Source organism: Bacillus norwichensis (assembly GCF_014836955.1).
In the GTDB taxonomy this organism is placed as follows: domain Bacteria; phylum Bacillota; class Bacilli; order Bacillales; family Bacillaceae_C; genus Siminovitchia; species Siminovitchia norwichensis.
Map to the genome: position 1 here is coordinate 1 of NZ_JACSPV010000060.1, position 18915 is coordinate 18915.

26 protein-coding genes and 1 pseudogene are annotated in these 18915 nt (G+C 38.2%); 19 read left to right on the top strand and 8 right to left on the bottom strand.

Annotation, left to right across the window (positions count from 1 at the left end; translation table 11 throughout):
- Window positions 1–141: 141 nt before the first annotated feature.
- Window positions 142–885 carry a polysaccharide deacetylase family protein gene (locus H9631_RS20540; protein WP_191816057.1) on the bottom strand — a complete coding sequence of 248 codons (744 nt, stop codon included), beginning with the start codon at window positions 883–885 and terminating at the stop codon, window positions 142–144.
- 415 nt (window positions 886–1300) lie between these two features.
- On the opposite strand from H9631_RS20540, the gene H9631_RS20545 reads away from it, so the two are divergent.
- The 3 genes from H9631_RS20545 to H9631_RS20555 all read left to right on the top strand — a co-directional run bounded on the left by H9631_RS20545 (window position 1301) and on the right by H9631_RS20555 (window position 2845).
- Window positions 1301–1552 carry a CotD family spore coat protein gene (locus H9631_RS20545; protein ID WP_191816059.1) on the top strand — a complete coding sequence of 84 codons (252 nt, stop codon included), beginning with the start codon at window positions 1301–1303 and terminating at the stop codon, window positions 1550–1552.
- A 324-nt stretch (window positions 1553–1876) separates the two neighbouring features.
- On the top strand, window positions 1877–2203 hold the full coding sequence (locus H9631_RS20550; protein WP_191816061.1) for a hypothetical protein: 327 nt from the start codon (window positions 1877–1879) through the stop codon (window positions 2201–2203).
- Between the two features lie 465 nt (window positions 2204–2668).
- A complete protein-coding gene (locus tag H9631_RS20555; protein ID WP_191816063.1) occupies window positions 2669–2845 on the top strand; it encodes a hypothetical protein in 177 nt (58 codons plus the stop codon).
- Window positions 2846–3202: 357 nt separating this feature from the next.
- On the opposite strand, the gene map is transcribed toward H9631_RS20555, so the two are convergent.
- The 7 genes from map to H9631_RS20590 all read right to left on the bottom strand — a co-directional run bounded on the left by map (window position 3203) and on the right by H9631_RS20590 (window position 7461).
- Complete coding sequence (gene map, locus H9631_RS20560) at window positions 3203–3943, bottom strand: type I methionyl aminopeptidase (RefSeq protein ID WP_191816065.1); 741 nt, start codon at window positions 3941–3943, stop codon at window positions 3203–3205.
- 304 nt (window positions 3944–4247) lie between these two features.
- Entirely contained in the window at window positions 4248–4886 is a 639-nt protein-coding gene (locus H9631_RS20565; protein WP_191816067.1) for a site-specific integrase, read from the bottom strand.
- Window positions 4887–4962: 76 nt separating this feature from the next.
- The gene (locus tag H9631_RS20570; RefSeq protein WP_191816069.1) at window positions 4963–5388 is read right to left on the bottom strand and encodes an N-terminal phage integrase SAM-like domain-containing protein; all 426 of its coding nucleotides are present in this window, start codon (window positions 5386–5388) and stop codon (window positions 4963–4965) included.
- Between the two features lie 16 nt (window positions 5389–5404).
- On the bottom strand, window positions 5405–5584 hold the full coding sequence (locus H9631_RS20575; RefSeq protein ID WP_191816071.1) for a hypothetical protein: 180 nt from the start codon (window positions 5582–5584) through the stop codon (window positions 5405–5407).
- 75 nt (window positions 5585–5659) lie between these two features.
- Complete coding sequence (locus tag H9631_RS20580; protein WP_191816073.1) at window positions 5660–6301, bottom strand: hypothetical protein; 642 nt, start codon at window positions 6299–6301, stop codon at window positions 5660–5662.
- Between the two features lie 80 nt (window positions 6302–6381).
- Complete coding sequence (locus tag H9631_RS20585; RefSeq protein ID WP_191816075.1) at window positions 6382–6735, bottom strand: hypothetical protein; 354 nt, start codon at window positions 6733–6735, stop codon at window positions 6382–6384.
- 141 nt (window positions 6736–6876) lie between these two features.
- On the bottom strand, window positions 6877–7461 hold the full coding sequence (locus tag H9631_RS20590) for an ImmA/IrrE family metallo-endopeptidase (RefSeq protein WP_191816077.1): 585 nt from the start codon (window positions 7459–7461) through the stop codon (window positions 6877–6879).
- A 47-nt stretch (window positions 7462–7508) separates the two neighbouring features.
- On the opposite strand from H9631_RS20590, the gene H9631_RS20595 reads away from it, so the two are divergent.
- The 16 genes and pseudogenes from H9631_RS20595 to H9631_RS20670 all read left to right on the top strand — a co-directional run bounded on the left by H9631_RS20595 (window position 7509) and on the right by H9631_RS20670 (window position 18836).
- Window positions 7509–7712, top strand: a complete 204-nt coding sequence (locus H9631_RS20595) for an XtrA/YqaO family protein (RefSeq protein ID WP_191816079.1) — start codon at window positions 7509–7511, stop codon at window positions 7710–7712.
- A gap of 80 nt (window positions 7713–7792) precedes the next feature.
- Entirely contained in the window at window positions 7793–8560 is a 768-nt protein-coding gene (locus H9631_RS20600) for a DUF5986 family protein (RefSeq protein ID WP_191816081.1), read from the top strand.
- A gap of 33 nt (window positions 8561–8593) precedes the next feature.
- Window positions 8594–9778: a helix-turn-helix domain-containing protein gene (locus tag H9631_RS20605; protein ID WP_191816083.1), complete on the top strand. Its 1185-nt coding sequence runs from the start codon at window positions 8594–8596 to the stop codon at window positions 9776–9778.
- Window positions 9779–10086: 308 nt separating this feature from the next.
- Window positions 10087–10224: a hypothetical protein gene (locus tag H9631_RS20610; RefSeq protein ID WP_225221181.1), complete on the top strand. Its 138-nt coding sequence runs from the start codon at window positions 10087–10089 to the stop codon at window positions 10222–10224.
- 54 nt (window positions 10225–10278) lie between these two features.
- Window positions 10279–10779, top strand: coding sequence for a sigma-70 family RNA polymerase sigma factor (locus tag H9631_RS20615; RefSeq protein WP_191816084.1), 501 nt, complete (start codon window positions 10279–10281; stop codon window positions 10777–10779).
- Window positions 10780–10916: 137 nt separating this feature from the next.
- Window positions 10917–11303 carry a hypothetical protein gene (locus tag H9631_RS20620; protein ID WP_191816086.1) on the top strand — a complete coding sequence of 129 codons (387 nt, stop codon included), beginning with the start codon at window positions 10917–10919 and terminating at the stop codon, window positions 11301–11303.
- 263 nt (window positions 11304–11566) lie between these two features.
- A complete protein-coding gene (locus tag H9631_RS20625; RefSeq protein WP_191816088.1) occupies window positions 11567–12286 on the top strand; it encodes a hypothetical protein in 720 nt (239 codons plus the stop codon).
- Between the two features lie 91 nt (window positions 12287–12377).
- A pseudogene (terS, locus tag H9631_RS20630) lies at window positions 12378–13119 on the top strand (phage terminase small subunit).
- Window positions 13109–14536: an AAA family ATPase gene (locus H9631_RS20635; RefSeq protein WP_191816090.1), complete on the top strand. Its 1428-nt coding sequence runs from the start codon at window positions 13109–13111 to the stop codon at window positions 14534–14536. Before terS ends, H9631_RS20635 begins: the two are co-directional and overlap by 11 nt.
- Window positions 14529–16037, top strand: coding sequence for a phage portal protein (locus H9631_RS20640; protein WP_191816092.1), 1509 nt, complete (start codon window positions 14529–14531; stop codon window positions 16035–16037). The genes H9631_RS20635 and H9631_RS20640 overlap by 8 nt, the downstream gene beginning before the upstream one ends.
- Before the next feature lie 4 nt (window positions 16038–16041).
- On the top strand, window positions 16042–16503 hold the full coding sequence (locus H9631_RS20645; RefSeq protein ID WP_191816094.1) for a hypothetical protein: 462 nt from the start codon (window positions 16042–16044) through the stop codon (window positions 16501–16503).
- A 23-nt stretch (window positions 16504–16526) separates the two neighbouring features.
- Entirely contained in the window at window positions 16527–17474 is a 948-nt protein-coding gene (locus H9631_RS20650) for an ADP-ribosyltransferase (protein WP_191816096.1), read from the top strand.
- Window positions 17467–17622 (top strand): hypothetical protein, encoded by a 156-nt coding sequence (locus tag H9631_RS20655; RefSeq protein ID WP_191816097.1) that lies wholly within the window; start codon window positions 17467–17469, stop codon window positions 17620–17622. Before H9631_RS20650 ends, H9631_RS20655 begins: the two co-directional genes overlap by 8 nt.
- 61 nt (window positions 17623–17683) lie before the next feature.
- Entirely contained in the window at window positions 17684–18052 is a 369-nt protein-coding gene (locus H9631_RS20660; protein WP_191816099.1) for a hypothetical protein, read from the top strand.
- 13 nt (window positions 18053–18065) lie between these two features.
- Window positions 18066–18350 carry a hypothetical protein gene (locus H9631_RS20665; RefSeq protein WP_225221182.1) on the top strand — a complete coding sequence of 95 codons (285 nt, stop codon included), beginning with the start codon at window positions 18066–18068 and terminating at the stop codon, window positions 18348–18350.
- 354 nt (window positions 18351–18704) lie between these two features.
- Window positions 18705–18836: an XkdX family protein gene (locus H9631_RS20670; RefSeq protein WP_191816101.1), complete on the top strand. Its 132-nt coding sequence runs from the start codon at window positions 18705–18707 to the stop codon at window positions 18834–18836.
- The last annotated feature ends 79 nt before the right edge of the window (window positions 18837–18915 follow it).

Below are 18915 nucleotides of genomic sequence, written 5' to 3' on the forward strand. Positions count from 1 at the left end.
CAAATCGTAACATAGTCATGGGACTTTTTTGTGTCTGAAATCATTATTTCATACACCAGGAAATTATAAAATTCTATGCTTGTGTATAACTTATTTGTCAGATTATGCTGCGTCCAGCTCCAGCGCCTGCGCTTTTGTTCTTTAAGGAATAGAAAGTATGTCCTTAGGCAGTATTGAGATAGAACGATACAACAACTCAGATACAGTAACTGTTTCATACCCGTTTTTTTGCAGATAGTCTAAAATTTTGTCAAGGGCTTCGACTGTCTGACTACGGTCACCGCCGGCATCATGAAGCAAGATAATGTCTCCCGGTTTAACATTTGAAATGACTTTATTCACAATTCGATTGACACCTGGTCGTTTCCAGTCATAAGTATCTTGGTGCCAAGACCATAAAACTACGAGGTATTCTTTGTCTCTAGCTGTTTCGATGACAAAATCATTATAATTTCCCCCAACAGGCCGAAAGAGGGTAGGCTTTTGTCCTGTGATTTGAAAAATAGTATTGGCTGTTTGATCTAATTCTTCTTTCAAATTCTTTTCTCCGCCATAAAAATGATTGAATGTGTGGTTTGCAATTTCATGTCCTTCCAAGAATTCTCTATGGACAAGATGCGGATATTTTTGGGCGTGAGCTCCCATGACAAAAAAGGTTGCTTTTGCGTTGTATTTACTTAAAGTGTCTAATATATCTGGTGTGTATACCGGATGAGGGCCATCGTCAAAAGTAATAGCCACAATTTTTTCGGTGGTCTTTGCTTCCCAAATGACCTGTCCGGTTTTTTCATATTCATAACGACTTTTCGTGGCTGCCTGAGCATTTTGATAGCCAAAAAAGGAATTGAATAAAAGTGGAAATATAACCAAAAAATATTTTTTCATGAGAGAGGCTCCTTCTCCGAAGATCATATGTAGTGTGTGACTAATGTTAAATATTTATGATGTCAATTTGATATTGTCTCCGATCTTTGAAGTTTTATGTTAAAAGAGGTTGTGAAAGTCTTGCCGGATTAGACAAAAATGAACTTCGAAGGATAAAACTTGGTAATGTGGAAAATTTAAAAAAAGAACTAAATATTTCAAGGGGCTTGTTCCAAATTCTGCATAATGTGGTTAAAGGAAGACAGTTGTGTTTATATCAATGGAGCATCTACTGTTACTTATATCAGTTTGTCATTGTTACCCTGGAAATATGTCTATTTTTGACAAAATATTCATTCCCAGGCTTGTTGTCTAGCTCAAGTTTTCTCCTATCCTCATATATTATAGTAACCGTTATGAAAGGAGGTTCTTTGTTATGGAGGCATATAACTGCGGCAAAGGACGAGAAGAGACAATCACACATCCAACGCGAACTGTTGTAAGAACAAGAACCACAGAGCAAGTTAAAAAACATATTCATCCAACCGAGATCATTAATGTAAACAGAACTGTCATCAGGAATGAACATTTCTATCCAGTTTATGAAAGAGAAGTAAATGAAACAGTTGAAAAAGGCTCTTCTGATTGTGAAAGGGATATGGATAGAGAAATATCTTTTTGGTTTTAGCAGAGGATAGTGAATTTGATCATCGGGCCGTCTTGATGAAGGGGACGGCGCGATGATAACACTAAGAAAGAAATTGGAAAATCAATCAGTTTTCAAATAGCAAAAAAAGTCGAATGGATAAGTTTGAAGGTTTCATTCCTATACGCAGTGATTTCGTTGCTGAGTCAAGCTATACTGAGGCTAATTGAGACTACATTATGAAAATTAACTAGTGGGAAAATTCGAATAATTTTCGTCTGTCTGTCAATTTTTGTTCAATAATAGGGATTAATATCGGTGGGTAAATAGTCCTTTTTGGTATAAAATATAGTTAGGGGAGTCAATTTGCCAATAAATGAGATGAATTTTCTTCAGATTATAAAAAAAAGTATGAGTGAAGTAAACAATAGGGGGGCTGTCAAGGTTAATTATAAAGCCTTGAATAAGCTTTTGGAAGAACATGAGAGACTATCAAACTATAACGGGGATATTGAGGAAAATAAAGATTTTGCGATTGAAGATGAAGATGTAGATTCCTATGGAAATGAAACGGTAACTGTTAATTACAAGGCTTTAGTGGAGTTGATTGACAGATATGAAAGGCTTTTTGAGTTCATAAAGATTAGAAACGTACATATTAGTCAATTAAAAATTCGACAGAATGCGCCATGAGATGGACCTGAGTCAATAAAGGCTAATGGTTCGATAGAATGGAAGAAATGTAATAAAAGATAAAGCCCTCTGTTTAAAGCAGGGCATAGGAGCGCTGACTAAAATGAATCAGTCGGAGAAAACGGTTATTTCGTTTTTCTCCGGCTGATTTTGTATTCTGGACGGCTTTTTTGCTAATCGTTCCCATATTGAATGAAAACTTCTTATGATAGGAATATTTCGCTACCATTTGTTCCCCACTTTAACCTCAAACTGCTCAAAATGGCCTCAATCAGTAGTGGTGGTTGACACGCCGACAGTGTACGCATTCAATGGAAACAGTGCGTTGCGTGAACTGGAAGCTTGCCATTTCAGTGGTGATGTAGTTCACGAAAATGTTTGATTATATCAGACTGTCTGTCCAATCAAATTTGATATTTTTCAATATGTTAATATTGAAGCCGGCTTTAATAGAGAGTAAGGGAGGTGCTAGATATATGTTTATTTTTGAAGATAAATTTGTCGGTGGAGAAAGGGAAAGACGAAGAAGGAAATTTATTTGTAGATGCTGTGAAGAAAGACGCGAAAGAGAACGTGAGCGTGAATTCGAGTGCAGATGTAGAAGGTGTAGACGCAGACATGAAGATTTTGAATGGTAAGTAAATGATAGAAGGAGAAATCTCTTAGATGGATCGAAGGGATTTCTCTTATAGATAAGCCGTAAATCATGTCCAAACGTATGAATGATTTTGTATGAAATTTTCTGTTGGCATCGTTAAACGGTCGTTATTTACAGGTATGGTCTGGTGTATCCGCAATTCAGCAGAAATCTCCGACTTCTGTAAGTGGTGAGATGAAAGCATGTTGGCATTTCATTCAGTGGGGGTTCAAACCCCCAGCTGAACCAAGTTAAAGCCTCAGATTTTTTAGAGGAAATGTATCGAGTGGAGCTCGATATTCGAAAGGTGGGTCACAAAAGGGCTGCAAATAATCTTCTGTGATAAAGATCTAAAGAAAGTATCACGTTACGACGATAGGCTCATCTTTTGTAATAATGATGGTATGCTCTATTTGAGCAACATAACCACCTTTTTTAGTTACTAATGTCCATCCATCTTCCTTTTCATAAACTTCCTCATCGACTGTAGATACAAAAGGTTCGAAAGCAATAACCATTCCGTTTTTAAACAAATCATTATCCCATGGTAAGTAATAGCTAAATATATGATCTGGAGCGTCACGAAGTGATGAGCCTACACCATGGCCTGTTAAGTTTTTTATGACTGTATATCCAGACTGCTTTGCTGCACGATGCACCGAACGACCAACCATATTCATTTTTGCCCCAGCCTTAAATCGTTTTAATCCTTCATTAAATACATGTTCTGTCACATCGAGGAGCTCCGAAATTTCCGAACTTCCCTCACCAACAAGAAAGGAACGCCCAGTGTCTACATAGTAGCCCTTATAGGAGCCAGATACATCTATATTGACAATGTCGCCATCCCTAATTTCTCGCTTGCCAGGGATTCCGTGAGCTACTTCCTCATTTACAGAGATACAAGTATACCCTGGAAAATTAAATGTTTTTAATGGCGCCGACTCTGCTCCATATTTCTTAAACATTTGTTCTGCAATTTCATCCAGTTCTTTTGTTGTGACTCCCGGCTTTGTATTGGCGATCATTTCATCGCGTATTTCAGAAATAACTTTACCTGCTTCTATGATCCCTTGCAGATCTTTTTGTGATGAAGCAACCATCAAAATCCTCCTTATGATTATTAACGTCCTTATTTTCTTTTATTAGTTTACACTTTATAACACTAAAGGTGCCGAATCCGTGACCACTTTTCTATTTAACAAAAACAGCAAGGGAGCGAATACGCTGAAACCCTTGCTGTTACTGACTTTGTAGGTACGGCCCCGACAGGAATCGAACCTGTGACGCACGGTTTAGGAACTCGTTTTTATATATTCACGAATTTCATTTTACTTTCGAATCCTTATAAAATCAAGGGTTTCAACTTAAATACAAATTAACATATTTATATTTTTCCACATTTTTTTATTTCGTTTGTGCCGATTGAGTGCCGAATATTTTATCACCAAAATTTTCAGCAGCGGTCTTTTGGATGGTGGGGGAGACATGAGAGTATAGATCAAGTGTCACTGTCACCGAATAATGCCCTAATCGTTCTTGAACGACTTTTGGATGTGTTCCCTGTTTTAAAAGTAAAGTGGCATGAGTATGTCTCATATCGTGAAAACGAATCTTTTTTAACATAGATTCGTCAAGCGCTGATAGCCAACTCCTGTCTAAGTTCCTGGGTAGGATGAAGGAACCACTTGAACTTGCCGTGATTAAACCTTCATCTTTATAGGTTTTCCTGTTTTTCATTTTAAATTTTCTTTGCTCATGCTTATATTCCTCTAACTCTTTAATAACATAATCGAACAAAGATATATTCCTGTAACTATGACCAGTCTTCAGTGATCCGATCTCAAATCCGCCACCTTTTTTCCGAGTAACAGCGCGTTTTACAGAAATGGTCTTATTCGTGAAATCAACGTCCTGCCACTTTAATCCTAACAATTCTCCTTTTCTCATTCCAGTGGTGAGGGCTAATAAATATACTATATAGAAACGATCTGTTTTTGAGAAGTCAAGAAAGGTCTTCACATCCAATTCATCCCATACTTGCATTTCGAATTTTTCTGGCTTAGGGGGTTTGATAGAAGTACAAGGGTTTTTATTTACCAAATCCCAATTAATTGCTAATTTATAGACGTTGTTTGCGGTGCATGTGCACAATTGACTGATTCGACAATGTTTCTTCTTCTACATAAGAATCATAAAGTTCTTGAATGTGGTATGGCTTCAATTGATCTATCTTCAGTCCGCCGAGGTTCGGAATTAAATATTTGTTTACATACGGCTTATAATGGGCCATTGTTCCTTTGGATACATGTTTACTCTTGTGATCTAGCCATTGTTTCAGGAATTCGCTCAACCTTACATCGGAGGGATTAATGAGCGTTCCTGATTCAATTTCATTGATCTTTTTCGCCATTTCTTTTCTTGCAAATGTTTTACCTTTATACGGACCGAACCTTTTCTGCAATCTTTTGCCAGTTACAGGGTTGATTCCGATATCCAAGCGAAATCCATAACCACCAGCCATTTCATAGATTTTAGGCTCTCTCATATTTAGTCACAACCTTTTAATGTATATCATTTTGATCTTTAACATCCTGTAGCCACTCGATGGGTGTATCAACATAACCTTCGATATCCCCAGTCAGCTTTCCGTCTTCGAAACGAACTGATGAATAAACAGGTATTTTGACCATTTTCGTAACGGAAAACATGTTGATTAAGTGGTCCTTTTTTTTCTTCTCCAATGAGATCTCTCCTTTAGTTTAGAACGTATGTTCTAATTATTTGTAAAAGAAAAGCCCGAAAGGGCTAATACATTATTATTTAATTTTGTAACCACCAGTTAGTTTCGGTTCTGCTACAATGCGATCATCTTTTTCATATCTAAAGACCACGCTTGTATACGGGGATTTACCAGATCGTTCAACCATTTCTTGAACTGCAGGACCTACAGATTCCACCATAGTCAATTGTTGGTCGACACTAGGAATGAAGAAATCGGAACTAACGTATACATTGGTTACTTCCCAATCATCTTTCATATAGGGTTCGACACTTATGATAATCCCATCACCAGTTTCAATAAGATCGTTAACCCAAGAATTGAACTCCTCGTCAGTTAAATCTTGTGAGTCGTTTTCACTTGATTCATTATTTTCTTCGCTTTTCGCTTTCTCCTCAGCTTCTTTTTTCTTTTCTTCTGCCTCTTTAGCTTTAATTAATTCTTCTTCTAGTTTAATTTTTTCCAGCCGCTCTTCGACCTCTTTTAACTCAGTAAGAGCGTGTTCATCCTTAGGTTTTTCCTTTAATGCTTTATTGAAGGCAGAAGCAGCTTTTTCAAGTTGATAATCCTCAGCAAATTCTCTACCTTGCTGCATGTGTTTTTTGTATTCTGATGATGTACAAGCAACTAATGTTAGACCGCAAAACAAAATGAATACACTAATAGTAGCTTTTTTCATAATTTTTCTCCCTATTCTTAAGTACTTAAAAAAGAGGTTCTATATTTTTTGACTTATCTAAGAGGCGTCATACTTGCTATTTATTCCTCTGTATATTGTACGTCGTCAACCCATTCAAGGGCCCTAACGTGAAGGCCACCAGTTACCAGTAAGACTATTATTGACAATACAAAAGCAGCACCATAGCCACCATATTCCAATCCTAGTCCAAAAACTATAACTGTCCAAAAGATCGACAACAATGTCAATAATATGATTGCTAGTTTTCTAACCCAAAGCATAAATATCATGCCTAAAAGTAGTCCTCCAAACACCCACCAAGAACTGGAGGCAAGACCTAAAAATACAGACAACAATAGAATTTCACCAAACAACCAATTGGATGCAGTTTCATTAAATTCTGCCTGAGTGTAGCCCCTCCTAACGTCCTTCATAGACATATCAAGTTCCCTTCCTCTTTATCCTCTTTCGTGACATAGTTGCAACGTTAATATTAATAAAAAATTTCAAGTTTTTATAGATGTACCAATCCTTAGGAAGTCCTAAGATTCAAGCTATCTCAAAGAAAATCGGTATTAATCTATCCATTCAAAAGTCCCTAAGTTTCCATTTACGTATAGCAAAGCGTCCATTTTTTTATTGTAGGTCAGGTTCATTCGATATTGTGCAAATTCTTCAGTCACAACAAAATAATCAGCAATATCAGAAATGAGTACAGCCTCTTCAAGGGCAACATTAAAAACTGTTTTTAAAAAATGTTCTGGCATTAAAAGATATGCCGCCATTCGCTTGGCCTGATTTTCAGTTTTCCCAATTTTAAAAGGGTTCTCGGATAATTGCGATTGACAATGGCTGTACAGATGACAAAATTCCTCAGCAAGGATCAGTTTCTTTTCAATAGGGTTCAAGCCAGGTTTAAGGTACACAGTTCCTCGACGCCCCTTATCTTTGGGAATAGAGAATGCTTTTAAATGACTAATAGATTCATAGTCTATAGACTTATCTAAGTATGGCTGATCGAGTGGTTTTACTTGGATACCATAACGCCAACAAATATCGAACATATCAATTTCATCAGGATATGTATAGTCAAAGTGAGAGAGAACCCTGGCGGCACGCTCTTCCCAATAGTCGGAACTATTTATTTTGTTCAGATGCATGTTATCACTTCCGATAAATAAGCTACAGTCATGTTGAAAGTTAACATATGAAAAGAGGTGATAAGGTGTCTATAAATCCATCTACTATGTGTTTCGAAATTGATTTAAAGGAATTAAGTAGAAATTTTGTTATTGTTGTAAGTGAGGGAAAGGCAAAACTTACTGAGCTACCAAGACACGGAGAAACTAAAATCATCACTCATCAAGGTAAAGTGAAGAGGGTTAAATTTGATGAGGGTGAAGAATTTTAATATAGATGATTATAGGTTGACCTTTTTCGGAAAAATGTTGTATTGTTATATTAAAAGTTGATCGAAGGAGTTGGCCGATAATGAATATCGGATTGAGTGAGGCAGGGATTAAATCTATTGTCCAAGCATTTAGTGATAAAACAATAGATGTACTTAATGAAGCCGGTGAATTATATGGATTAAATGAGACAGGAAATTTTAAAAATTTTGGTTCGTGGGATCTCATATTTAATAGAATTAAAAATGCAGCTCTATTACATGATTTAATAGTAATCAAGAAAAAAAGAGGAAATTGGAAGTTTATAATTATTTTGGATGACGAAACTGGAACGCTGCTCGTTTTCACTAAGGAGAAAAATATAGAAAAAGTAATTAAAGATTTTGGTAAGGAAAATATCCATTATTTTCATGCATTTGTAGGTATGAATCCTAACCCTATCGAACTAGCTGATAGACAACTACAATTATTCCCTATAATTACAAATGAATATGAGGAAAAAAGGATAGCTGAGGCTCAAAAAATTTTAGGAGAAGACTATTCTTCTGTAAATCAGGTAATATTTATAACGGCGAAAGAGGAGCGAAAAGAAATTATTTCTGTTGAAGCGAGATTGTATAGTCCTTATTTCGAGTTATTAGATCGAAATGATTGGTCACAATATATTACTGAAAAGCAATACAGTGATGTATTAAACGTTTTTGATGATGAAACTGTTGACAATGATGATGAAATTGGTACGATACCTAAGGTGCGTAAAGAAATTCAAGACAGCAAGAAATTAACTGAAGAAAGAATACCATCACAGAAGCAAAAACAGCATGAAGATAAAGAGGAAGATAATAGTTAAGAATGTCCTCTATAGTGTAAGGGAGGAATTAACATGTTTGAGCGGAAGTTTAATGGTAAACGTTTAAGAGAAGGGAGGATATATAGAGGGTTTACTATTACAGATTTAGCAGAAGAATTGGAAGTCAGTAAACAAATGATTTCTAAGTATGAAAATGGAAAAGCGACTCCCACTTTTGAGGCGTTAATGAAAATGACAAATGTATTAAACTTTCCGAAGGAGTATTTTTACGAAAAGCCGGTTGATGTTAAAGTGGGAAGTACGTATTTTCGCTCCCTTCTCTCAACTGGAAAAAAAGAAAGAGAAATGCAATATGATAGGGTTAAGTATATCTCCATTATCCGTTCAATGCTTGAGGAATATGTTGAGTTTCCTGAACTAGATATTCCATCTTTTTCAGAAGAAGAACTTAATGATGTAGAGTATATTGCAAAAAAATTGCGGGCTTATTGGGGACTTGATGACAAGCCTATAAAGAATATTGTACGTCTTTTAGAAAAAAAAGGCTTCGTTTTGGCATCCATGAATATTAATAAGAGGAACATTGACGCTTTCGGTGCTAATCAAGAGGTAAAAGGGAAATCGTATTATACTATTGTATTAGGAAATAATAAGTCTTTTTATAGACGCCAATTCGATGTTGCTCATGAGTTAGGTCATAAAATTTTACATGATACGAATTTGGACTTAGATGATTTAAGTCGAGAGGAGTTCAAACAAATAGAACAAGAAGCAAACGATTTTGCTGCTGCCTTTTTATTACCAAAAGAAGGTTTCATCAAAGATGTTACTATGCACCCCAATAACTTAAACTACTATAAGCAACTTAAGAAAAAATGGTGTGTATCAATTGGAGCAATGGTAATGAGAGCATACAAACTAAATGTATTATCTCGAGGTACTTATGATTATATGCAACGGATGATTAGTAAAAATGGTTGGAGAAAACAAGAGCCTCTTGATGAGATAAAGTTATTGAAAGAACCAATTGGAATGGTTCAGGCTGTGGAGTTACTTATTGAAAATGATTATATAGGTAAAAATGAATTTCTCCTCAAGCTGTCTCATGACTATGGTTTAAGTCTCCATAGAGAAGAGGTAGAAGAACTGATAGGGCTTGAAGATGGTTATTTACATGAAACCATTGATAAGCAACCGGAAAATATAATTAGTTTAAAACAAATAAGACAATCAAAAATAAATAATAAAACGAGTTGATTGTATTGCTGTCAATAAGAAAGCACAAGAAGTAATTAATAATAAATTGTAGGATAATTAAATGAAATAAGTTCTACCAGCCCTCTGGAGGACACTGAATGACGCATTAGGCGCTGTTTGGTGTCCTTTTTTATTTGCTCACTAAACTGGAGGAGGAAAAACTATGATGGCATTTCAAATAGTCCTATTATGTGTCATCGTTATTTCATTTTTGGGTGTTATGGGTACCAATAACGATGAGCTTTTACAGGATAGATTAATGGGAGCCTGGCAAGCCTTGTAGCATTCATTGTAAGCGTGGTGTGGCTATGAATAAAACGTTAAAAGAGCAGTTGCGGAATTGGAAACAGCAGCATCAGGAAGTAAAGCAACGCAAAAAGCCACAGAAACGCCGTACAGAGCGTTTAACGGAATTTGAACTCAAAAATCCTTATGGATGTAAATAGACCGACATATAGGAGACACAGAGGTTCATTTAGGCAGCGTTAGGAGGTATTTTTATGCCAAATTGGGCGGACAAATTGATTCAAGAATACTCAGATGGAAAAAGACAATTATTAAAAGCCAGCAAAAATTTGGATAAAAAGAATCCTGTCGAAAGTGAGTATAAGACTATGATTAATAGCATGACAGAGGATATGGACTTTGTTATTGAATGGCTAGAAACAGGAAGACAGCCAGGAACATATCGGGGCGTTGATAAGAGATCCGTTTATCAAATACGTTCTCTTGAGAATATGGATTTGATTCCGGATATTGCGGATCAGTTGGATGATGTGAATGAGCGAAAGCCGCTAATGACAAGAGAAGAAAAAATTATTCTTCAGGACATTCTATCATCATTCTCTCGAAGAGAGCGACAGTGTTATTTATTGAATGTTGCTCAAGGAATGAGTTGGGCGGCAATTGCCGATGAACTAGGCATCAGTAAAAGCTCTGTACAAACGCATATTAAACGAGCTAGAACTAAGGTGGCAAAAAGAATAAACGAGGTGGGATAATAATTTATGTCATGCGGTTGTCATGCGAAGTCTGTATTAGTGAAGAGAGTTTTTTAAAAATATGTACCTACACATTAAAAGGTGTTACAATTTGCGATGGCATGTAGAAAATTTCAATTAGAAAGGAGTCTATCGTTATGAAAAAGTTCGCTATCTCAATTGGCCTCATTGGGAGCTTATTCGGTTTAATCTGTAGCTTTGAAAGATGGTTTGGATTAGGATTCGCTGGATCTTACGGAGTATTTTATACGAATGCACCTTTATTAATAGCAGTCCTAGGGTTACTCGCTTGTTTTTTTCACAACCGTTTCCCAAAAACGACCATTACTTTATTAAGCATCTCAGTTTTGAATGCTGTATTCCTCATTATCGATAGTGTGAAATTTAAAAGTGAAAGTACAATTTCAGCAGACGATACATTGAGTGTACATATCATTGATTACTTTTATCTAGTTAGTCCTGTGATCTATTTTCTTTTAGTAAGTCTATGTATATTTGTCTTATTAAAAAGTAATAGTACCTAAGTTGAAAAAGTACAAGTGCGGTGGCGGAAAAGGTAGACGCAAAATAAACTCGGCACTAGGACCAGACGGAGTAGTTGTATGTTGGTCCATAATCATGGTGCATACAACATGTAAGGTGCAAATCCTTGCCCGCATATTAATAAACGGTTGTCACTTCCAAGCGAAAGTTCCTGATAAAGTGGCAGCCGTTTTTATTTAGGTAAATAGTTGCAGGAAAATATCTCCTTTTGTCGAATAGGTTCGATGGGAGGGGGTGAGATTTTTTGATTGTAATAGAAACAGGACAAAAATCTGTTGAAAATCTTTTTGGATGGCAGGAAATATTAACGTTAATCGGTTTTACTGTAACCATAATTCTAGGTATTATGAATATTGTTATCAGTAATAGAAATAACAAGAAAGCAAGATTTGTGAACGCAGTTACCACTGAGAGAATAAAATGGATAGACCAGCTTAAAGAATTATTATCTGAGTTTATTTCATTAACCAAATATTACGATCGGAAAGCAATGTTAAAAAATGAGGATCTCCAAAAGTATTTTGAAAAGTTACATTACCTACAATCAAAAATTAAATTTCATTTGAATTATTTAGATGAAAGGGATGAAAAAATAAATAATTTGATTGATGAAATAATAACTAAATATATTGGTCTTTATGAGGCTAAATCAATATTAGATTTATCTAAAAATGAAAGATTTAATGAGTTAATTAACAATGGAAAATATGATTTTTTAATACAAAAAGTGTTGGAGAGTAAAAATATTAGTCAAGAAACTCTTATGCGAATAATTCAAACTAAAGATATGCCTGAGATTAAAAATATTACCAAGCTATTAATAAAAGAAATTAATAAGGATATAAAGAAGAAATATGGGTATAGGGGTAAACAAGACTTAATTAACAAAACTAATAACTTGGTTGAAGTCTCTAGGCAGTATATTAAAGACGAATGGGAAAAAGTAAAGAAAGAAGCAAAATAATATAAGAATTAGTTATATATAAGCGCCTTATTTGGTGCTTTTTCTTATTCCCAAAACAACTCAAATATGACGGAGGTGGCAGGTGATGTAGATGGCCGATAAGCGAATTCAAGCAGAAAAAGATTACGTTAAAAGCATGAAGTATAAAGACATTGCCGAGAAATATGGCGTGTCACTTAACATGGTGAAGTCTTGGAAGCAACGACATGGATGGACCAGAAATAAGGGTGCACCCTCTGATAAAAGTGTGCACACAAAAAAGCGGGGGGCTCCAAAAGGGAACATCAATGCAAAAGGGAACAACGGCGGTGCCCCGAAAGGGAACTCCAATGCTGTCACTCATGGTTTCTTCGCCAAGTTCCTTCCCGCCGAAACGATGGAGATCATGGAGCAGATGCAAGAGCGTACTCCTGCCGATTTGATTTATGATCAGATACAAATCCAGTATGCCGCCATCATTAGAGCGCAGCAGATTATGTATGTTGAGGATAAAGAAGACATTACTAAGGAAATTAAGAAGACAGAGACGTATAGCGATGACAATGTAGAATCAGAAAAACAGGAATGGGAGATTCAGTTCGCATGGGATAAACATGCGAGCTTTTTAAATGCCCAAAGTAGAGTAATGTCGGAGTTCCGATCAATTTCTTGACATGGCCAACGAAGATGATGAGCGTCGCTTGAATCTCGAACTTATGCAGGCTCGAATTGATAAAACGAATGCTGAAATTGAAAAAATCAGCGGTGATAATAACAACAGTGACGCAGATGACTGGGTAACGGCGCTGAAAGAGGTTGCTGAAAAACGTAAGGTGAAGCGCAATGAGCAATAAACCATACAACGTGCTTGTGGACCTTCTTGATGTTTACTGGGATGATCCGGCGGCTTTCGCCGAAGACATATTACAGTTTTATCCCGATAAATGGCAACGGAATGTCTTGAATGATCTTGCCGCTCATCCATTTGTTTCTGTCCGATCTGGTCAAGGTGTAGGAAAAACTGGACTGGAAGCTGTAACGGCTATCTGGTATCTATGCTTCAGGCCGAATCCGAAGGTGGTTTGTACCGCTCCAACAAGGCAGCAGTTGAACGATGTCTTGTGGGCAGAAATAGCCAAGTGGCTTGAGTCTTCAATGGTAAAGAATTTCCTCAAATGGACCAAGACGAAAGTCTATATGATCGGCAATGAAGAACGCTGGTTTGCTACCGCTCGAACTGCAACTAAACCGGAAAACATGCAGGGGTTTCATGAAGATCACATGCTTTTTATCGTTGATGAGGCTTCCGGCGTGGCTGATGATATCATGGAAGCTATTCTCGGAACGTTATCTGGTGCTGAAAACAAATTGCTGATGTGTGGAAACCCAACTCGGACGAGCGGGGTTTTTTATGATTCCCATCATCGAGATCGGGCTGATTACAAAACACATAAAGTAAGCAGCTGGGACAGTTCGAGGGCCAGCAAAGAAAACATCGAGCGGCTTATTCGGAAATATGGAGAAGACAGTGACGTTGTTCGTGTCCGGGTTTATGGGGAGTTTCCGAAGTCGGAGCCTGACACCTTTATCCATTTGGAAAAGGTAGAAGCTGCAGTGATGCGAGAAGTTTATATGGATGAAGCCGGAAATCGTATTATTCCAGAAGAAGCACGGCTTGAGTTCGGCGTTGACGTGGCCCGCTACGGTGACGATGAAACGACCATCGTTCCTCGTATCGGTAATCTCGTTCCATTTTTGAAGACATACAACAAACAGGACACAATGACCACAGCGGGGCATGTCATCAAACTTGCCAAGGAATTGATGCTTGAGTATGGAAGACCTTCTTGTGTTATCAAAATAGATGACGACGGTGTCGGCGGTGGTGTTACCGATAGACTTCGAGAAATTGTTTACGAAGAGGGTTTATACATCGATGTGATTGATTGTCACAACGGTGGAGCAGCATTGAACTCGGAACATTACTTCAATTGGGGTTCTGAGTCATGGGCAACAATTCGTGATTATCTCCATGATGGAGAAATACAGATACCAAATGATGAAGACTTGATTGGTCAGTTGTCCACTAGGAAATATCGTGTGACATCGAAAGGGAAGATTCAATTGGAGAGCAAGGATGAAATGAAAAAGCGCGGATTACGCTCACCAGACAGAGCAGACGCGCTTGTTTTGGCGTTTGCAAAAACTGGTCAAGAATCGATTGACAGTGAGACAGCAGCGCTACTGAGAGGGGTGAGAGTCTATGGCTAGATGGTACAACAAGGTTGTTGGTGAGATGTCGAAGCTCCGCAATAGCATTATGGCCCGATTTGGCATATTGACTGGTACAATTGGTGCTACATATAAACTTGATAGTAGTCGGGTTGATTATAAGATGGCAAGGAGTCTTTACTATAACGAGGATGACAACTATAAACTAGGTGCCGGATTTGCTAAACCCATTGTCAATATCAAAGCCGCCTTTATCGGCGTTCCCGACTTTAACATTGATGACAAAGATGCTAAGGAAGTATTAGATGCCTTCACCAAGGCAAACCGCTCCAAAATGCAGGATACACACAGAAATGCCCTAAGAGAAGGGGATTGCTTCATTTGGTTAACGCGGGAGGAAGAAAAGGATAAAAGTCTGTATCCAGAGTTGACAACCGTCCTTAAATACAACATTTTGCCGCCGGATATGGTGAAAAAGATTAATCGGGATCCATTAACCAATGAACCGATGGAATATGTCCTGGAATCCGAAACTGAATGGGAAGATGATAAAGGTTACAAGAAGAAGGCAAAAATCATTCAAACAATCAGTCGAGGGTTAAGAGTTATTGAAGTAGATGGAGATGAGGTTCCGCCAGGTGTTGAGGTCGGCGAACATAAGACACTCTGGGACTTCATTCCGATTATTCACTTCAAAAATGAAGATGACGAAACCGCGGCGTTTGGAAAAAGCGAACTAGAACCCATAGAGCCATTTTTAAAGGCTTACCATGATGTGACTCTTCATGCAATGAAAGGTTCGAAAATGCATAGCACACCAAGGTTGAAGTTGAAATTGAAGGATGTAAAAACTTTTCTAGCCAACAACTTTGGTATTACCGATCCAGCCAAGCATTTCAAGGATGGAAACACCATCGATCTTGACGGTCAAGAGATGCTGATTCTGGCATCCGATGATGATGCAGAGTTCATTGAAGCAAGATCTGCTACTGGAGATGCAAAAGGCTTACTGCAATTGCTCTTTTATTGCATTGTCGATGCTTCGGAGATTCCTGAATTCATCTTTGGTGTTCATACTCCTTCCAGTTTATCGTCTGTTAAAGAGCAGATGCCAATCATGATGCGGAGCATTGATCGAAAGAGGGACCAATTGACGAGCAGCTGGCAACGACTGGCACGGATGGTACTGGCCATGACCGCTCAATCGGAAAATAAGTCATTCTCCACTTTTGCCAATGAGCTTGTATGGGAAAAGATTGATCCTAGGGATGGCAAGGAGATTGCCGAAGAGTTGAAAATCACAGTGGAGGCCCTCACAGTGGCACTTAATAACCACATAATCAGTCATGAAGCGGCTGTTAGTTATCTGTCCAAATTGGTGGAAACCATGAATGAATATGCAACTGAAGATCCAGAAATCGAGGGAGAGAAGGACCGGATCGCTTTGACAAAACTTGAGAGGTCGAGGCTCGGTGATGAACCCTTTCTTGAAAAGCAGTTGAGTCAAATAAAACGTAACCTGGATAAAAAGGCGGTGTGAGTAATTGGACCGTCTTTCGTTGGAAGCGAGAAAGAAACTGATTGAGCTCCTTTTGAGACAAAGCAAGGAAATAAGAGAGTTGTACATTGATTCTGTTGACAGCATCGCAGAAGAAATCAAAAAACGAGAACTTGAAGGAACAGCTTATCAGTATATCGAAATGATCGATGACCACTTACGCAATGCAACCATAGCCATCGAGGATAACCTTATCAAGCTACTTGATGAAGGCTTGAAGATTAGCGTTGAAGCAGGAATGCATCAGTCTAAGCAGGCAACGCTATCCTTCTTGAAAAAGGCACATATCGACTGGCACCTCATTGAACGAGCATACTTCCGAGCAAGCACCGCAGCTGTTGAGAAGATGAAACAACGGACAATCAAAGGACTCAATTTGTCTGATCGGATTTGGGATAAGAGCCAACAAGACGCATCTCAATTGGTCAGATTGTACAGCAAGCCATAGCAGAGGGGGAACATCCTGTCAAAGTGGCGGAGCTGCTAGAACGATATGTCAGGGATGGAGCCAATACGTTCGTTGTGGAATACCCCAATATGATGGAACGTTTGTCTTTGCCGATGGATTTGAGTTATGAATCGTTACGCCTAGCAAGAACAGAAATGGCCGCCGCCTATGGGGAAGGTGTTAAAGAAGGCGCTGAATTAAACCCATCTAATATTGGGATTCGGTGGGGTCTGTCTAACGCTGGGAATGCTTGTGACGTCTGTAAGCAGCATGCCGCAAATGATGACGATGGATTGGGTCCTGGCATTTATAAAGTTGAAAATCTTCCTGACTATCCAGCACATCCGAATTGCCTTTGCTATTTGTCGGAAGTACTAGAGGACACAGATGCTTTCATTGATCGGTTGATTGAGTGGAATCGAGATCCTTCTTCGCAACCGGATATCGAGCAATGGTATCAGCAAGACTACAAGGTCCATAAAGACGGAGACATCGATAGGGACTCTATGCATCTATCAACAAATGAGCAGGGAGCACTCAACCGTTATATCAGTAGTGAGTCCTACACGTTGAACGAAAAACTAAGGAATCGCCTTGATCTTTCATCGACCGAACAAAACTTGGTCAATGAATTAGATTCTGCACTAAGAAAAATGCCAAAGTTCGAAGGTGATTTAACAAGGTCGCTATACTTTAATAGTGATGAATCTATACAGGCATTTTTAAAAGATCATGAAATAGGAAATGAAAAGCAGTACAATGAGTATATATCAACCACAAAAGGGGATATTTACAATGCCAAAGGGCAGGTGCAGCTCTATATTCTGAATGCCAAAAAGGGACGGGATATCAGCCAGTTCAACCAAGGTGAACAGGAGATATTATATGAACGAGGTTCTAAGTTTGTTGTAAAAGAGATTGAAGAATTAAATGGTACTTACCACGTTTTAATGGAGGAATATGATGGGTAAAGATAAGCTGTTTAGTCACCCTCGTTGGAGTGAACCAATAAAAGGAGAAACCATTGGTAAAGTCGAATTTACCGAAGAAGAAAAGAAAGAAAACAAAAAGAAGCTGCGGGATCACTTGAAAAAAATAGGTGTGATCAAGGAAGATTAAGGTCTTTTGCCAGGTTATTTAGGCAAAGGGCTTTTTTATTTCAAACAAAGGCGGTTTTTACATGAAAGAGATTATATTCACCCAGGCACAATTGGAACAAAAGTTGAAAGAGTGGCAACAGCGCCTTCGCTTACAGGATTGGATTATAAAAGTTGGCATAGTTCGAGAGAAGCAATTCTGTGTCGCCGATCGAGCAGCAGAGGTCGTATGGACACTGGAAAAAAAGATGGCTTCCATTCGGATACTTGATCCGCTTGATTATCCTGAGGACTGTATGGAACCACAAGACATGGAAAGCAGCCTTGTTCATGAGTTACTCCATCTTCACCTTGCTCCTTTGAGATATCATTTCGGGGATAAGAGTGAGATATACGACACTTTCGAGGAACAGGCCATAGAATCCATTGCTTACAGCTTGGTTGTCGATTAAAGGAGGTGAGAACTTGGACAAAGTACTAATTTGCGGTGAAATGGCGACCGATGACAGGAAAATCTTCCAACTGTTCGGCAATGTCGCCGGTGAGATGAGGCTTGATGATATCCCCCTTGCTCCCGGTGTTGATGTCAATGAGTTGAAAAAGGGTGATGAAGATCCGCTAGAGGTTGTTGTTGAAATCCCCGCTTCTAAATCAAAACGTGGATGGAACTATACCGCCAATTCATTTGGAACAGAACGAGGTGGCGCTATGAGTTTATCAGATTACTATTTAGGTATTCAAGTACGATAAAAGTGGGAGATATGTAGAGCCAGTAATCATTTATCCGGACGAGAACGGAAATTACACGATCCCAGAAGGGTGTACTGATGTCCCTCTTCCACAGCCAAATTGGAAGCCTGTTTTTGATAAGGAATCAGGGAAATGGATTGAAACGATTACTCAAGAAGAGCTAGACGAGATTCACCGACCTAAAGAACGGCCTTTGACTGAGACTGAGATTTTTAGGCCAGCAAATGACTGAACGAGAGTTAGAGGCAATGGTGCAGGGGCAGCAGATAACAGATCTTGAAATTGAGGCAATGTTACAAGGCCAACAAATGACAGACTTTGAAATTAGATTGTTGGAAATGGAGGCAAAGAATAATGTTTGAATCGTTGAAGGAACGTTTTGAGAAGAACTGGTGCAGAAAAGATCAATTGCAGAGATTTGTACAGCTGGGAGCCATTAATACAGCACAATATAAGGAAATCACAGGGGAGCCTTACGAAGCGTAGGCTTTTTTATTGGCTCTATACTAAATGTTGGGGTTACCACACAATTTGCACAAAAAAACACACGCAAACATCCAATTCT

Coding starts and splice junctions, on each gene's coding strand:
- H9631_RS20570 (WP_191816069.1), bottom strand. CDS start 5,388: ATGAGAGAGCCTAAAATCTATGAAATGGCTGGTGGTTATGGATTTCGC.
- H9631_RS20540 (WP_191816057.1), bottom strand. CDS start 885: ATGAAAAAATATTTTTTGGTTATATTTCCACTTTTATTCAATTCCTTT.
- H9631_RS20585 (WP_191816075.1), bottom strand. CDS start 6,735: ATGAAGGACGTTAGGAGGGGCTACACTCAGGCAGAATTTAATGAAACT.
- H9631_RS20670 (WP_191816101.1), top strand. CDS start 18,705: ATGTTTGAATCGTTGAAGGAACGTTTTGAGAAGAACTGGTGCAGAAAA.
- H9631_RS20565 (WP_191816067.1), bottom strand. CDS start 4,886: ATGCAAGTATGGGATGAATTGGATGTGAAGACCTTTCTTGACTTCTCA.
- H9631_RS20580 (WP_191816073.1), bottom strand. CDS start 6,301: ATGAAAAAAGCTACTATTAGTGTATTCATTTTGTTTTGCGGTCTAACA.
- H9631_RS20660 (WP_191816099.1), top strand. CDS start 17,684: ATGAAAGAGATTATATTCACCCAGGCACAATTGGAACAAAAGTTGAAA.
- H9631_RS20615 (WP_191816084.1), top strand. CDS start 10,279: ATGCCAAATTGGGCGGACAAATTGATTCAAGAATACTCAGATGGAAAA.
- H9631_RS20605 (WP_191816083.1), top strand. CDS start 8,594: ATGTTTGAGCGGAAGTTTAATGGTAAACGTTTAAGAGAAGGGAGGATA.
- H9631_RS20590 (WP_191816077.1), bottom strand. CDS start 7,461: ATGCATCTGAACAAAATAAATAGTTCCGACTATTGGGAAGAGCGTGCC.
- H9631_RS20610 (WP_225221181.1), top strand. CDS start 10,087: ATGAATAAAACGTTAAAAGAGCAGTTGCGGAATTGGAAACAGCAGCAT.
- H9631_RS20600 (WP_191816081.1), top strand. CDS start 7,793: ATGAATATCGGATTGAGTGAGGCAGGGATTAAATCTATTGTCCAAGCA.
- H9631_RS20595 (WP_191816079.1), top strand. CDS start 7,509: ATGAAAAGAGGTGATAAGGTGTCTATAAATCCATCTACTATGTGTTTC.
- H9631_RS20620 (WP_191816086.1), top strand. CDS start 10,917: ATGAAAAAGTTCGCTATCTCAATTGGCCTCATTGGGAGCTTATTCGGT.
- H9631_RS20655 (WP_191816097.1), top strand. CDS start 17,467: ATGGGTAAAGATAAGCTGTTTAGTCACCCTCGTTGGAGTGAACCAATA.
- H9631_RS20545 (WP_191816059.1), top strand. CDS start 1,301: ATGGAGGCATATAACTGCGGCAAAGGACGAGAAGAGACAATCACACAT.
- map (WP_191816065.1), bottom strand. CDS start 3,943: ATGGTTGCTTCATCACAAAAAGATCTGCAAGGGATCATAGAAGCAGGT.
- H9631_RS20635 (WP_191816090.1), top strand. CDS start 13,109: ATGAGCAATAAACCATACAACGTGCTTGTGGACCTTCTTGATGTTTAC.
- H9631_RS20640 (WP_191816092.1), top strand. CDS start 14,529: ATGGCTAGATGGTACAACAAGGTTGTTGGTGAGATGTCGAAGCTCCGC.